At 69.1% G+C, this 13,944-nt stretch carries 15 protein-coding genes; 8 read left to right on the top strand and 7 right to left on the bottom strand.

Annotated features, from left to right (window positions below; genetic code table 11):
* Positions 1–150 precede the first annotated feature (150 nt).
* The 3 genes from OHA86_RS22295 to OHA86_RS22285 all read right to left on the bottom strand — a co-directional run bounded on the left by OHA86_RS22295 (position 151) and on the right by OHA86_RS22285 (position 2,381).
* Positions 151–456 carry a hypothetical protein gene (locus OHA86_RS22295; RefSeq protein ID WP_329177893.1) on the bottom strand — a complete coding sequence of 102 codons (306 nt, stop codon included), beginning with the start codon at positions 454–456 and terminating at the stop codon, positions 151–153.
* Between the two features lie 72 nt (positions 457–528).
* Positions 529–1,068 (bottom strand): EF-hand domain-containing protein, encoded by a 540-nt coding sequence (locus OHA86_RS22290; RefSeq protein ID WP_329177891.1) that lies wholly within the window; start codon positions 1,066–1,068, stop codon positions 529–531.
* Positions 1,069–1,286: 218 nt separating this feature from the next.
* Positions 1,287–2,381 carry a glycoside hydrolase family 19 protein gene (locus OHA86_RS22285; RefSeq protein WP_329177889.1) on the bottom strand — a complete coding sequence of 365 codons (1,095 nt, stop codon included), beginning with the start codon at positions 2,379–2,381 and terminating at the stop codon, positions 1,287–1,289.
* Between the two features lie 537 nt (positions 2,382–2,918).
* On the opposite strand from OHA86_RS22285, the gene OHA86_RS22280 reads away from it, so the two are divergent.
* On the top strand, positions 2,919–4,592 hold the full coding sequence (locus tag OHA86_RS22280; protein WP_329177887.1) for a TROVE domain-containing protein: 1,674 nt from the start codon (positions 2,919–2,921) through the stop codon (positions 4,590–4,592).
* Between the two features lie 145 nt (positions 4,593–4,737).
* Here the strand turns inward: OHA86_RS22280 and OHA86_RS22275 are convergent, their stop codons facing one another.
* Positions 4,738–5,886, bottom strand: a complete 1,149-nt coding sequence (locus OHA86_RS22275) for a VWA domain-containing protein (protein WP_443071820.1) — start codon at positions 5,884–5,886, stop codon at positions 4,738–4,740.
* 570 nt (positions 5,887–6,456) lie between these two features.
* Between OHA86_RS22275 and OHA86_RS22270 the strand changes: the two genes are divergently transcribed.
* The 3 genes from OHA86_RS22270 (at position 6,457) to OHA86_RS22260 (ending at position 8,950) form a co-directional block, all read left to right on the top strand.
* Positions 6,457–6,831 carry a hypothetical protein gene (locus OHA86_RS22270; protein WP_329177885.1) on the top strand — a complete coding sequence of 125 codons (375 nt, stop codon included), beginning with the start codon at positions 6,457–6,459 and terminating at the stop codon, positions 6,829–6,831.
* Positions 6,832–7,105: 274 nt separating this feature from the next.
* Entirely contained in the window at positions 7,106–7,450 is a 345-nt protein-coding gene (locus tag OHA86_RS22265) for a hypothetical protein (RefSeq protein WP_329177884.1), read from the top strand.
* 408 nt (positions 7,451–7,858) lie between these two features.
* On the top strand, positions 7,859–8,950 hold the full coding sequence (locus OHA86_RS22260; protein ID WP_329177882.1) for an esterase-like activity of phytase family protein: 1,092 nt from the start codon (positions 7,859–7,861) through the stop codon (positions 8,948–8,950).
* Between the two features lie 73 nt (positions 8,951–9,023).
* Here OHA86_RS22260 and OHA86_RS22255 read toward each other — a convergent pair whose 3' ends face one another.
* Positions 9,024–9,563, bottom strand: a complete 540-nt coding sequence (locus OHA86_RS22255) for a G1 family glutamic endopeptidase (protein ID WP_329182503.1) — start codon at positions 9,561–9,563, stop codon at positions 9,024–9,026.
* On the opposite strand from OHA86_RS22255, the gene OHA86_RS22250 reads away from it, so the two are divergent.
* The gene (locus OHA86_RS22250) at positions 9,489–10,292 is read left to right on the top strand and encodes an aminoglycoside phosphotransferase (RefSeq protein ID WP_329182502.1); all 804 of its coding nucleotides are present in this window, start codon (positions 9,489–9,491) and stop codon (positions 10,290–10,292) included. The genes OHA86_RS22255 and OHA86_RS22250 overlap by 75 nt on opposite strands.
* Before the next feature lie 60 nt (positions 10,293–10,352).
* Here the strand turns inward: OHA86_RS22250 and OHA86_RS22245 are convergent, their stop codons facing one another.
* Both OHA86_RS22245 and OHA86_RS22240 read right to left on the bottom strand, forming a co-directional pair.
* On the bottom strand, positions 10,353–10,820 hold the full coding sequence (locus tag OHA86_RS22245; protein ID WP_329177880.1) for a type II toxin-antitoxin system HicB family antitoxin: 468 nt from the start codon (positions 10,818–10,820) through the stop codon (positions 10,353–10,355).
* Positions 10,817–11,029: a type II toxin-antitoxin system HicA family toxin gene (locus OHA86_RS22240; protein WP_329177879.1), complete on the bottom strand. Its 213-nt coding sequence runs from the start codon at positions 11,027–11,029 to the stop codon at positions 10,817–10,819. Before OHA86_RS22240 ends, OHA86_RS22245 begins: the two co-directional genes overlap by 4 nt.
* 1,012 nt (positions 11,030–12,041) lie before the next feature.
* On the opposite strand from OHA86_RS22240, the gene OHA86_RS22235 reads away from it, so the two are divergent.
* From OHA86_RS22235 to cutA, 3 genes are all read left to right on the top strand, one after another.
* Positions 12,042–12,353, top strand: a complete 312-nt coding sequence (locus OHA86_RS22235) for a type II toxin-antitoxin system TacA family antitoxin (RefSeq protein ID WP_329177877.1) — start codon at positions 12,042–12,044, stop codon at positions 12,351–12,353.
* 32 nt (positions 12,354–12,385) lie between these two features.
* The gene (locus tag OHA86_RS22230; RefSeq protein WP_329177875.1) at positions 12,386–12,862 is read left to right on the top strand and encodes a GNAT family N-acetyltransferase; all 477 of its coding nucleotides are present in this window, start codon (positions 12,386–12,388) and stop codon (positions 12,860–12,862) included.
* 205 nt (positions 12,863–13,067) lie between these two features.
* Positions 13,068–13,400: a divalent-cation tolerance protein CutA gene (cutA, locus tag OHA86_RS22225; protein WP_329177873.1), complete on the top strand. Its 333-nt coding sequence runs from the start codon at positions 13,068–13,070 to the stop codon at positions 13,398–13,400.
* Positions 13,401–13,944: the final 544 nt, after the last annotated feature.

Here is a 13,944-nt window from a genome sequence, read left to right as displayed (position 1 = left end):
CGTCGGGCCGTTTGGCCAGCAGGCCCATGATCAGGTCGTTCAGCGCCGCGGGAAGGCCCTCGACGAGCGCACCCGGTTCGGCGGGGGTTGCGTCCAGGTGCATGCGCAGGAGGGCCATCGGATGGCGACCGTCGAAGGGCGGCCGGCCGGTCACCGCGTCGTAGAGCAGACACCCCAGGGAGTACAGGTCGCTGCGGTGGTCGATCTCCCGTCGCGGGGCGGGTGTTCCTGCGCGGCGGCCTTGACGCGGGTCGGAGCGGCCTCGGTGGTGGCCGCGGCGATGATGTCGTCGGCCCGCGCACGGGCGTCCGCCACGATCCGGTCGGCCTGGCGCTCGGCCTCGGCGGCGCGGGCGTCGGCCCTGGCCAGTGTGGACGCGCTGTCCTGCTCCGCCCGGAGCCAGGCCTGCCAGGACTTCGTCAGCACCCGCGCGGCCGGCGAGTCGGCGTACCCCAACTGGGCGATGTCCAGCGGATTGCCGCCCGGGGGTCCCGCCGCGGCGGGTGGCCCGCCGGTCGCGCCCGGCCGCTAGCCGGGGAAGGGGCCGCAGAGCCAGTTGCCCGGTTCCGCCGGGTCGTCACTGATCCAGAACTGGCTCCACAGCAGGGCGAATTCCTCGCGGCTGAGGTGGCCGTCGCCGTTCAGGTCGAGCAGTTCGAAGACGCCCGCGGTGTCCACCGGCTGCCCGTTCCAGGTCTCGACGAGCCTGCGGTGCTCCTCGGGGGAGATGACGCCGTCGCCGTTGGCGTCCACGGCGTCGAAGACGGTGTCGGCGGTCGCGGTGACGTCCGCGACCATGGCGGGCAACCGGTCGACGAGCAGCAGCACTTCGTCCAGGTCGACCGCGCCGTCCCCGTCGATGTCCCCGGTTTCCAGCAGCGTCGCCCACCAGCCCATCAGCAGCGTCTCCACCCGGGTACGCAGCTCCGTCCCCGGGCCGACTCCCGGCAGCCGGCTCCAGCGGGCGACGAGCGCCCTGAAGTCCTCCTCGCGCAGGTAGCCGTCGCCGTCCGCGTCGAACGCGGCGAACATCCCTTTGAGCTTGCGCTCCTGAAATATGCTGGCCATGAGCGGTCTCCCTCGACGCCGGACCGAACCGTGAACCGCCCGCGCCCGCCGTAACGGATCGCGGACAGCACGTAACGGTAGGCCGGGACGCGCCCGTACATCCACGGGCACATGCGCACGAAGCCTCACCCGCGCGGTCGGTCCCGTCCGCCCCGCGCACAGCGCCCCGCCCCTTGGGCCAAGGGGCGGGGCGCCGGGCTGAGTTGAGTCGTCGGACCTCAGCAGGAGAGGTTGTTGCCCGCGGGCACGCCCAGGATGGACGTGAAGCTCTGGTAGGCGTTGACGCGGGACTGGACCTGGGCGGGGTTGCCGCCGTTGCACTCGATGCTGCCGTTGATGCTGCGGATGGTCTCACCGAAGCCGGCGCCGTTGACCATGGCGTTGTGCGGGGTCATCGTGCCGGGGCCCGACTGGGTGTTCCAGTACCACAGGCCGGTCTTCCAGGCGATGGACGCGTCGGTCTGGACGAGGTTCGGGTTGTGCAGCAGGTCGATGCCCAAGGAGTCCCCGGCGGCCTTGTAGTTGAAGTTCCAGCTGAGCTGGATCGGCCCGCGGCCGTAGTACGCCGACTGTCCGGCGGGGCAGCCGTAGGACTGGCTCGTGTCGCAGTAATGGGAGTAGTTGGCGGTGTTCTGCTCCACGATGTAGACCAGACCGCCGGTCTCGTGGCTGACGTTGGCGAGGAAGGCCGCGGCCTCCTGCTTCTTCACCGTGTCGCTGCCGGTGGTGGCGAAGCCCGGGTACGCGCCGAGTGCCGCGGTCAGGCCGCTGTAGGTGTAGAAGGAATTCCGCCCGGGGAACATCTGGTTGAACTGCGCCTCGCTGACCACGAATCCGCCGGCCGGCGGCGGGGTGGTGCCGCCCGATCCGCCGGTGCCGCCGGTGCAGGTGTACGGGCTCCAGTACCAGGTGCTGATCGTCGGGTCGTAGCCCGGGTTGTCGTGGGTGGCAATGTAGTAAAGGCCGTTGGTGTACTGCACGATGGCGCCGGTGGTGTAGGCGTGGCCCGCCGCCCAGGCCGGGTAGCTACAGCCGCCGCCGGTCGATCCGCCGGTGCCACCCGTACCGCCGGTGCACCCGCCCTGATCGGCCCAGACGTCGGCGGCGCCGGGCGTCTCGCCCTGCGTCCACCATTTCGCGGACCAGTTGTGGCTGTTGTACGAGGCGGACATTCCGCCGGTGTAGACCGAGGACGAATTCCACGCGGTGGCGCAGTCGGCCGCCGAGGCGGTGGACGACATGGGCACCAGGATCGCCAGGCCCACGATGGCCGCGAGCGCGGCCAGGAACGCGATGAGACGCTGTCTCGACACGTGACCACTCCTTATGGGGGTTCGGGTGGGGTCGGGGCTCACTCCAACGCATTGGTCTGGACCTGTCAAGAGCCCGGGGTGTACCCGGCGCCAACCGGGCAGGCAGCGGCGGGCTTGCCGCGTACCCGTGGACGTACCTGCCGGTGTGCCCACAGGTGTGCCCGCCGCCGGGACGTACGGGCGGTAATGGCAGGCGGCTTGTCGCACTGACGCGCTACGCTGACGGCCACAGCTCAACCACCTCCCGGTGTGCAGGCCGCGGTTACTTCTTTTTGGCAGAACCACTTCGGTGGGCGGGGATCGAACCCCGCAGAACCGCAGCCGCCTTGTTCTCGGGAGGCACAGCATCGGGGGGTGCCCGGTGCGCAGGCAACGGATACTTCTTTCTGCAAAAAAGAAGACCCGGGTTCGAATCCCGGCGGTCTGACGCAGGTCAGGCTGTGGTGCAGCGGCCCAGCACATTGTCTCCGTCGCCGACCCTGATCTCGGGCACCCACCCCATTGCTGCGCTTCCCCTCCCGCACGAGGGGTTCTTCCATGTCCAGGTTCAACACCCGTACGGCCAGGCCGTCCGCCGAATCGCCCGTACGGTCGACCGGAGAGCGCACCCCGACCGCCGAGGGGGCGGCCGGTTACCGGCGCGACGCGAAGTCGGAGCTGTTCCTGCTGGCGGTCGCCAACTTCGTCGGCACCGACACCTTCTACGAGAAGGGCGGGGACCGCGACGACCGCTACACGCAGCTCGTCCGCCACCTCGCCCTCGACGACCCCGAGTGGGTCGCCCGGATGCTGGCGTGGCTGCGCGGCGACGGCAACATGCGGACCGCCGCGATCGTGGGCGCCGTCGAATACGTCAAAGCCCGGCTGGACGACGCCCGTTCGTACGAGCGGAGCCGCAAGGAGCAGGGCGCCGACGTGCCGGCCACCGCGCTGTCCGGCGACGGCCTGCCCGCCTCGGTCACCGCGAACCGCCGGGTGATCGCCTCGGTCCTCAAGCGCGCCGACGAGCCTGGCGAGCTGCTCGCCTACTGGACATCCCGCTACGGGCGGCGCATACCGAAGCCGGTGAAGCGGGGCATCGAGGACGCCCTCGGCGACCTGTACACCGAGCGCGGCCTCCTGAAGTTCGACACCGCGTCCAAGGGCTTCCGGTTCGGCGATGTCATCGAACTCGTCCACCCCGCGCCCAAGGCCGCCTGGCAGGGCGACCTGTTCCGGCACGCCATCGACCGCCGCCACAACCGCGACAACCCCGTACCGGACTCGCTGCGCCTTCTCGACGCCCGCGCGCGGATCACGCGGTGGCCGGTCGAGGAGCGGCGCGAGGCGGTCCGGCGCCCGGACGCGGCGGATCTCCTCAAAGACGCCGGTATGACCTGGGAGGCGCTGGCCGGTTGGCTCCAGGGGCCGATGGACCGGGCGGCGTGGGAGGCGGTCATCCCGTCGATGGGGTACATGGCGCTGCTGCGCAACCTGCGCAATTTCGACGAGGCGGGCGTGTCCGACGAGGTGGCCGCCACGGTCGCGGCGAAGCTCGCCGACCCCGGTGAGGTGGCCCGCTCCCGGCAGCTGCCGATGCGGTTCTACTCGGCCTTCAACGCGGCGCCGTCGCTGCGCTGGGGCCACGCCCTGGAGCAGGCGCTCACGGCGTCGCTGGGCAACGTTCCGGTGCTCGGCGGCCGGACGCTGGTCATGGTGGACACGTCCGGGTCGATGAACGGGGCCTTCTCCCGCGACGGTTCGCTGATGCGCTGGGACGCCGCGGCGCTGTTCGGCCTGGCCCTCGGCCGCCGCGCCGCGTCCGCGGACGTGGTGTCGTTCTCCAGCGCCCGCCTCTACGCCCGCGACGCACCCGGCGCGAAGACCAGGGCCTTCCCCCTCACCCGCGGCGGCTCGCTCCTCGGCGACGTGCAGAAGTGGAAGGACGGCGGCTGGTTCCTGGGCGGCGGCACCGACACGGCGGCGGCGCTGCGGAAGGAGTTCGCCGGCCACGACCGGGTCGTCGTCGTCACCGACGAGCAGACGGGCGCGGACCCGCGCGAGGTGACCGCGGCGATCCCGGCGACGGTGCCGATGTACACCTGGAATCTGGCCGGTTACGAGGCCGGCCACGCCCCGTCCGGCGAACTCGACCGGCACGCTTTCGGCGGCCTCACCGACGCGGCGTTCCGCATGATCCCCCTCCTGGAATCCGCCCGCACCACCCACTAGCCCTGGTCCCCCTGAGCCACCCCCCGCCCGCTCGCCACCGCCCAGGCGTACGTCCTCGGCGCCCCCGACCCCGGTCACATCGGCACGCTCCTGGCACGGGCCGACGTCGCCTACTGACAAACGCCCCTGGCGCCGCAGCCGCGCGCTACCGGCTCAGCCACGTACCGAACTCGCCGACCAGGCCGGCGTAGAAGGTGTCATCCGGGACGGCCCCGGGATTCTTGCCGGCCTCGTAGAAGCCGACGTGGGAGAAGCTGGCGGCGGTCGTGGCGTTGAGGTTCTTGTAGAAGGCGAGTTTTCCGTGCCCGAAGCCGACGAACAGCCAGAACACCCGTGCGTCGGCGGTGCTTTGCAGCAGGGAGCGGAACTCCGGCTTGTCCCAGGGCTCGTCCGTGACCTGAACGATGACGAAGGCGGGATCGACGGCACCGACGTCCCGGTAGTGGTTGACCGCGGCGCGCATCGACGCGGCGACATTGCCCCAGCCCCACGCGACCTGCGTGTGCAGCTGGGCGATCCGGCCCCGGTAGTTGTCGAGGCGGATCTCCTCCATGAGCGGTTCGTTCCCGCTGGAGAAGATCACCGGCACACTGCCGTCGTCATCGAGGGTCACCGACAGGGCCAGCACCCGTTCGGCGAACGCCTGTACGACGAACGACGCGTACAACTGCTCCATGGACCAGTCGTGGTCGAGGATGAGGTACACCGCCGCGCGCCGGTCGGTCGCTCCGGTGTGCGCGAGCGCCTGGCTCGCCTGCTGCGAAGTGGCCACCAGCGCCGGGGCCTGCGCTTCGAGCGTGGGCAGCGGCAGCCGGTCTTCGGGCGAGGAGTTCGACGCGGCCGGGGACGTTCTCGGGGTGGGCAGTCGAGGCGGCGACGCCGGCGGCTCAGGATCCACGTCGACGCCGTAGTCGGTGGCGAGACCGGCCAGGCCGGACGCGTATCCCTGGCCCACGGCCCGCACCTTCCATCCCCCGTCCCGGCGGTAGATCTCCGCGAGTACGACGACGGTCTCCCCCGCCGTGAAGTCCGGTGGCGCGAAGGTCAGTCCGGTGTCGTTCCCCTGGCTCGCGGTGAGCACCGGCGCGGTGGTGAACACGTCCCCCGGACGGGACGGATCGACGCTGGCGACGATCACCACGGTGCCGACGCCCGCGGGGATACGCGGCAGGTCAGCCGTGACCGTATCGCCCGTGACGCTGACGCCGTCCTGCGCCGGGTGATGGTAGAAGACCAGGTCCTCATCGCTGCGGACCTTGCCGTTCGAGCCGAGCAGCAGCGCCGAGACATCCACCGGCGTCCCCCTCGACGCCACCTGCAACGCGACAGGCTGCGACTCAAGTGCCGCATTCCCGCCCTTGCTCAGAGGCAGTGCTTGCATACGCGATCGACCATCCCCTCGTGCACCCGTTCGCGACCACCGCTACAAACCGTAGCGGCGTGATCACCATGATGAGCGCAAATGCTCGAAGCATTACGCCCCCATGACCACTCTTCTCCGCAGGTGCGGGCACGGACGGCGTCTCCACGCCCGTGGATGCGTCCCCACCGGCCATCCTCCGCACCGCGGGCGCACGCTCAACGAGCTGAACCCACGCGCCATTTGGCTGGCCAGGTCGTCGGCCCAGGCCGTCCGACGCGCATCGGCGCGTCGTCAACGCGGAGACGAACAGCGCCGACACACGGGCCGCGTGAATGCCCTCGCCACTTGGCCGACGGTGGCGCTCATCGCCGTACGGACACGGGCGGTTGCCGATCACCTCGGAGGGAATGCGGCGTGCATCAACGCGAAATACCACCGCCCAGCCACCACACCTCGCCGCACGGACGCGGTCCTGGCCCAACCAGCAGAAGTGGAAACCCCATGAGAATCTTCGGCCGTGAACCCGCCCTCTGGCTCGCCCTCCTCGGTGTCGCCGTCAAGCTCGCGACGGCCTTCGGCCTGGACCTGACGAATGATCAGCAGGCTTCCGTCAACGCTGCCTCCTTGGCCGTGGTCGGCGTACTCGTGGCCGCGTCCACGCACGACGGCATAGCCGCCGCCGCGCTCGGGCTGCTCCAGGCGGGTATCGCCCTGGCCGTGGGCTTCGGTTTGCACTGGGCGCCGGACCAGCAGGCGACGGTCATGAGCTTCGCAGCCGCGCTGGCGGCGATGTGGACCCGCACCCAGGTGACCGCGCTGGTGCCGCCGACGCCGACGCGGAAGCCCGCAGCAACGGCGCGGGCCGCGGGACGGTGACGCGGGCCGCGGTGCGCCTGGCCGGCACCGGCGCCCCGCGTGCCTGAGAGTGCTCGGCCGGCCGGGGCAGCTCCACGTCCCCGCACGCAAACCGCTGCCCCGGCCACGAGACGACGAAAGCCGCCGCCCGCCCGGAACCCGCAATACGATACTTCGGGCGGAGTCGGACAACCTTGCCCCGATATCCCCTGGCGAGTGCCCGGTTTTGACCTTTACTCCGCGGGCGGGCCGCCGTCACGCTGACGGTGTTCAGGCCGCCCAGCCAGGAGGACCCATGCCCCGCTTACGCCGCGCCCTCGCCGTGACCGCCGCAGCGGCGGCCGCCACCGCCGGGGGCCTCATCGCCGGGACACCCGCCCAGGCCGCGACCAGCGTCCACTGCACCGCCACCTCGTCGACCGCGTTCAACACGGTGAACATCTTCCCGAACTTCAGCGCGAGCCTGTCCGCCTGCGACTTCGCCGACACCGGTGCGCCGTACCGCTTCACCATCGACGTCGCGACCAGCCACGTCGTCAGCGGAGGAACCTACGTCACCTACGGCCTCACCTCGACGTGCAGCTCCGCGACCGCGCTCATCAACGGCACGCTGTTCGCCGCCAGCTGCCTCAGCCCCTGACCTCCCGCGCATTTCTGCGGCACAGCCCGCGCTCATCACCGGATGACCGATCACTCCCCTCGCGGGCCACCCCTCCGTCCGCGACCCGCACCGGGCACGAGCCGCTGCTCAGCGCCGGCATCAACGAGCGGCGGGCGTCCGCTCCCCGCCCGAACGGATTGCGATCCTCCCGTTCCTGCCGCTCCCCGGCGAATCCGCCATCCCGCGAGACCAATGCGCCCACGGGGTCTCACCGACCACGTTCCGGGCGCCCAACACGCCACAGGGGACAGACCGTCACCGGCAACGAGTCGGGCACGGCGGACGGGGTTCAGCCGGGCTTCGGCCGTCGTACGCCCGCCGCTACGCCGGAGGGCCGACAATCGGCCTGATACGTAAGCCAGTTGCCGGCCGATGTGGAGTGTCACTGTGCGCGTGAAAGCCCTTCTCGCAGGTTCGTCCGTCGTCCTCACCGCCGCCGCTTGCCTGGCCGCGGCCGGACCGGCCCAGGCCCACGGCGGCCGTACGGACCACCGCCCCGCACCGCCCGCCGCCGGGCGGTGTTCCGCGTCCGTGGCCATCGACGGCTTCTCCGACGCGCTCGACAAGACGACCTTCGACGGTACGTTCGTCGGCAACCTCTCCGCGCTGGCCCCCGACGCGCACGGCACCCTCGCCGCGCTCTCCGACCGGTCCTCGCTGTTCACCCTGAGCGGCCGCACCCTGGGCGACCTGGCGCCGAGCAAGGTCGTGCCGCTCGCCGACGAGAAGGGGCAGCCGCTGGACTCCGAGGCCCTGGTGGTCGACCGTGACGGTACCCGGCTGATCACCTCCGAGGTGGAGCCGACGATCCGCCGCTACAGCCGTGACGGCAGCACCATCCTCGGCAGCCTGCCGGTGCCGCAGGAGCTGAAGGTCGCCCCCGCCGGCCGCGCCACCAGCAACCTGACCTTCGAGGGCCTCGCGTTCCAGCCCGGCGGCCGGACCCTCGTCGCGTCCGTGGAAGGCGCGCTGTCCGGCGACGACCACACCACCGTGCGCTTCCAGACCTGGCAGCGCACCGGCTCGGCGGACTTCCGGCTCGGCCGCCAGTACGCCTACCCCGTCGACACCGACGCCCACGGCACCGTCCTCGGCGTCTCCGACATCGCGGCCACCGGCGACGGCCGGCTGCTCGTCCTGGAACGCGGCTTCACCGCCGGGGCCGGCAACACCGTGCGGCTGTACGTGGCCGACCTCTCCCACGCCACCGACGTCAGCGGCGTCACCGACCTGACCGGGCAGAAGAACGTACGGCTCGTACGCAAGACGCTGCTCGCCGACCTCGGCGCCTGCCCGTCCCTCGGCGCCACCGCCAAGCAGCCCCAGACCAACCCGCTGCTCGACAACATCGAGGGCATGGCCGTCACCGGGTACGGCCCCGGCGGGCGGCTGCGGCTGCTGCTGGTCAGCGACGACAACCAGAACCCGGCGCAGATCACCCGGTTCTACGAGCTGAGCGCGCGGCTGCCGAGGGGCTGACGCGGCGGACGTACGGCAGGGGGCGGGCGCTCCGTACGCGCCCGCCCCCTGCCCTACCACCGGTGGCCGTACGTCAGTGGTCCGTGGCCGAGTAGACCGGGAACGAGTCCCCGGCGGCGTTGAACGGGCCGGGGCTGGCCACCGTGAAGAAGCTGGACGACGGCAGGGACAGCGCGGTCCAGTTCAGCGTGCCCATCGGGACGCCGTTGATCGTGGTGTTGGTGAAGGTGACCTGGTTGAACGGCGCCATGTACGTGGTGTTGGCCTCGGCGATGACCTCGGCCTCCTCGTCCGCCCCGCCGCTTTTCACCGTGGTGTGCGACCAGCCGCGGGTGGCGTCGCTCAGGATCAGCGTGTAGCCGCTCCCGTTGTCGTGGTTGACGGTCGCGGTCAGCGTGTCGCCGGGGGCCACCGCGTCGCCGTAGTACACCGGCGGGGCCGGGACCATCTCGTACCAGGCGCGGTACGGCTCCGGTCGTACCCTGACCGGGGCGGCACCCCCAATCGCCGAGCAGCCAAGGAACCGCGCCTCGTGTCCATGCCCCGTATCCCCTTCGAGCAACTTCCCGCCGACGTCCGTCAGACCGTCGCCGACAAGACCGGCGCTGTGCACCAAGCGGTGACCGCACCCGGCGGCATGAACTCCGCCCTCGCCTCCGTCCTCGACACGGACAGCGGCCCCGTCTTCGTGAAGGGCATCCCGGCCGACCATCCCCAGGCCGGTGCACAGCGCCGTGAGGCAGCGGTGGCCGCGTACCTGCCCTGCTCCTGCCCGCGCCTGTACTGGCACCTGGAGCTCGGCGGCTGGAGCCTCCTCGGCTACGAGGTGGTCGACGGCCGCCACGCCGACTACACCCCGGGCTCCCCGGACCTGCACCTCGTGGAAGCGGCGCTCACCGAACTGCAAGGGATCACCGCACCGGCCGACGTCGAGATCAAGCAGGCCGTGGACCGTTGGGCGCAGTACGCGCCGCCGGGCACGTTGCAGCACTTCGACGGTGACGCGCTGCTGCATACGGACTTCGCCCCGGACAACGTCCTGATCTCTGGAGGGCGGGCACGGCTCATCGACTGGGCGTGGCCAACCCGCGGCGCCGCCTGGATCGACCCGGGCGCGCTGGCGCTGCATCTCATGAACGCCGGCCACCCGGCCGAGGCGGCGGTCGACTTCGCGGGCCGGTTCCGGTCGTGGCGCGACGCGGCGCCGGAAGCTCTGGCGGCCTTCGGTGCCGCCACCGCATCCTTGTGGCGGGAGATCGCCGAGCATGACGACGCGCCCTGGAAAAGGGCGATGGCGGGACAGGGGACGACGCTGGCGCGCGCCCTCGGTAAGAACGTGTAGCCGCCGACGTCGGTGACGAAAGTCAGGTAAGTGAGCATGAGCGTCGTCACCTACGCCTGGCTAGCCGACGTGACGCTTGGCTGCGCGCCTGGCACGCGTCTGATCCTCCTTGCGATCCTTCTGCTTCCCGCGCGACACGGAAGGTCGAGACATGTTCGACTTCAACAGTTGCGAGATCCGCTGGAAGGACACGCCCATCACCTCGCCGGCATCCCGCTGGCTGAGATTTTGTGTAAGGACAGACGCTGCGCGCACCATGGCCTCGCGCTCCTGCAACGCGGCTGCTTCCGCCGCCTTGTGTGCTCTGGCGACGGCTTGCAGTACTTCCCTCACTTCCGGAGGGAGCTGGGTCTCCACTTCGACCTCGATGCTGTCAGCTTCGACATCCAGCATCAAGCTAATGGCTTCCCGTGCCTCGCTGGCAGCGCGGTCCAGTCGTTTCGTCTGGCTGTGAACTCCGGGCAGGTCGGGAACTTCGAGAGCCCACCAATCGCCACTGCGGCGTGCCGTGACACGGTATGTACTCATCGCCACCACCCCTCTCCGAGTTCGGTTTCCAGCGTCTTGCAGATGCTTGCTGCAGTAAGTTCGTTGACCTCGCTGTGCTTGGGGATGACGACGGGCGTGGAACCGCACGTCCACATCTGATGACTGCCCTTCTGCCGCTGCATTTCGAAGAGAACGCCTTTTGCTTTGGCGGCTTTCCGGATCTTGCCGATGAGGTCTCGGTACTTCACGAGTATAAGTCTAGTAATACTAGACACGTCAAGTCAAGCGAGACTAGACACAACCGCCCCGGCGGTGGAATGCCCCGACCTGACGGCTCAGCCTTCGGAGCACCTCAGCGCACTGATGGACGGGTGGCCCATCGAGTCATGCTGCAACTGCGTGGACGTCGTCCTTAAGGTGCCCCGCCGACCAGCCAGTCGACATCGGAGCGGAACAGGGCTCGCCGCAACTCCCCGGAAGCAGTGGGCAATCGTCGTAGCCGTCGAGCACACCCAGCTTGCCGCCAGACATGCCCTGACGACCGGCGAAGTCAGCGGGCGCGGTTCGCTACGTTCAGTCACACACGCTCACGCCCACCCCCGAACAAGGCCGTGCCCCGCCCGTCCGAAGACAGCCGGGGCACCGAACCCGCAGGTCAGCGGCTCCCTAAGGAGCCGGACCCCGTAGGCAGTGTGGGACTCGAACCCACAACCGATTTAAAAGTCCTGGCTAGGACGACGTGATGGGCGGAAATGAACAGTAGGTGGCCGTCCAAAAGTCGCAGGTCAGGCGGGAGCGGGCCGCCGGCTCGGTCCGGCGAGGAGTGTCGGGCGCTGGCACGTCCGCTCACGCATCGCCCACGCATCTGCTGATATCTGATCGACGAGGAGATGGCCGGGCGCCGTCCGCAGCCCTACCGGCTCCTTGAGGCACTCCCGTTCCTCAGCGGCCCACATTCTCGCAGGTGAAGAGGGTGCCAGCGGTGTGGCAGGACGCGCCCGCACCAGCCCTCCAGGCCGCGACCGGCCCACCGTGAGCGCCTTTCCCCAGCATCTCTCAGGCGCAGCAAGAGGCAGCCAATCACCGGCCCGGGTCCTCAGCGACACTCCGGCAACAACGCGCTCACCAGCGAAGACGCTCCACTAACTAACGGGACTGCCGAGTGTCGACTGCTGGCGCGTCACCCGGCTCAGGACAGCTATGGCAGGGAAGTCCCCTACCCACTAGCCAACGGAGTACGTTTGGAGTACATTCCAATCTATGGGAACCAGGATGGAACGTGGAACCAACCATCGAACACCCCCGAAGAATGATCGCATCCAACTCAGAGTCTCTGACGAGCGTCGAGCGCGGTACGAGGCAGCGGCGGCCATCCAGGGAAAGTCGCTGACGGAGTTCGTCACAGCAGCTGCCGACACCGCGACGGAGCACGCCTTGGCTGACCGGCGGCTCTTCCCCCTCGACGATGAAGCGTGGGAGAAATTCAATGCAATGCTCGATGCACCCCCGAAAGTAATTCCTGAGCTGGTAGAACTTTTCGCTCGCCCGGACGTATTCGGGGGCGATGCGTGACCAGCTGGAACCGACCTGAGCCACTGGCCAGCATGCACGACACCAAAGGTTTCGATTGCGGTGACCCAGTGCTGGACCAGTGGCTCAAACGATATGCCTTGACGAACCACCGCAGCGGCGCAGCGCGCGTCTTCGTCTCGACGATCAAAGACGATGAGGTAGTCGGCTACTACTGCCTCTCCACCGCGTCAGCCCCCAAAGCGGACCTTCCCGACCGCACCGGTAAAGGCATGCCACAACCGGTACCCCTGATCTTACTGGGTCGCCTTGCCGTGGACTCGGCTCACCAGGGGAACGGGCTCGGAGCCGGATTGCTACGCGATGCGATCCAGCGCACTCTCATTGCGGCAGAGTCTGTAGGAGTAAGAGCCATGCTCACACATGCCGCTACCCCGGAAGCCGCGAAATTCTACGCACGATTTGGCTTCATACCCTCACCGACCGACGAGCTGCATATGGTACTCATACTCAAGGACGTGCGTTCGATCCTTGGACCCGACTCCAATTAGTTATCAACCCCACTCTTTGCACTAGATGAATTATTTTTCCTGGTGGGTTTCATCAGAAGGACGCGGCCCTGCTTGTCGCGGAGGGTACGTCAGCCAAGACACGCTAGCGACGATGCTGGCGAACGAGAACCTGCCCGCCAGTGTCGTCGAAGCACGCCATGTGGACAGGGATCGATGGCCAGCCGCCGGTCGTTAGGCTCCCCGCATGACTGGCTTTGTGCAGGTGTGCACCGCAACCGCGACGCGGGGGCAGGCGGTAGAGCTCGCGGAGTCCGTGGTGCGGGAGCGGCTGGCTGCTGGGGCTCAGGTGGTGGGACCGGTGACGTCGGTGTTCTGGCATCTTGGGGAGTTCGGAACAGGTGAGGAGTGGCAACTGCTGCTCAAAACGACCGCCGAGCGGTATCCCGCGCTGGAAGCTCACCTGCTCAAGCATCATCAATGGGACAAACCCGAAGTGGCCGCCGTTCCGGTCGTAGCTGGCTCGGAGGCGTACCTGCGCTGGGTCGAGCAGAGCACGGGGCCGACCGATCCCTCGTAGGCGTCAACTGGCCGCGGCCTTCTCCAGTACGGCGTCCACCACCGCGAGACCCCGGTGTCCGGCCAACCGTCCGAGGAAAGGGGCTAAGCGTGCCCGAGGACGGACGGAGGCCACGCCGTTGGCGAGGTTCAGTGCGCGGTCAGCGGTGTCGGCGGCCCGTTCTGTGGTTCAGATGAACCCCCGGCACATCAACTCCGCTGAGTCAGAGATCCGTTGCCGCAAGGAGGAGACGGGACTTTCGCAGACACGTCGGCTGCACATCAGAAGTCGTCCTGCCTAGACCAGTCACGCGCTAGAGGTTCCCAGGTGGGCTGTGCTGTCCCATGCTTCAGCCGCCCCGCATCTCCAACGTGCGGGGACCCCGCGCTCGTCCTAGTAGGCCACGCCCCGCCGCTCACCCATCGCTCGCGCACGCCCCTGGCACGGCTGTGCCCCGGCCGTCCATGGACGACCGGGGCACCGAAACCGCAGGTCAGCGGCCTCCGAGGAGGCCCAGCCTGGTAGGCCGTGTGGGACTCGAACCCACAACCAATGGATTAAAAGT

Source organism: Streptomyces sp. NBC_01477, from assembly GCF_036227245.1.
Lineage (GTDB): Bacteria > Actinomycetota > Actinomycetes > Streptomycetales > Streptomycetaceae > Actinacidiphila.
This window is presented reverse-complemented; position numbering and strand designations above follow the sequence as displayed.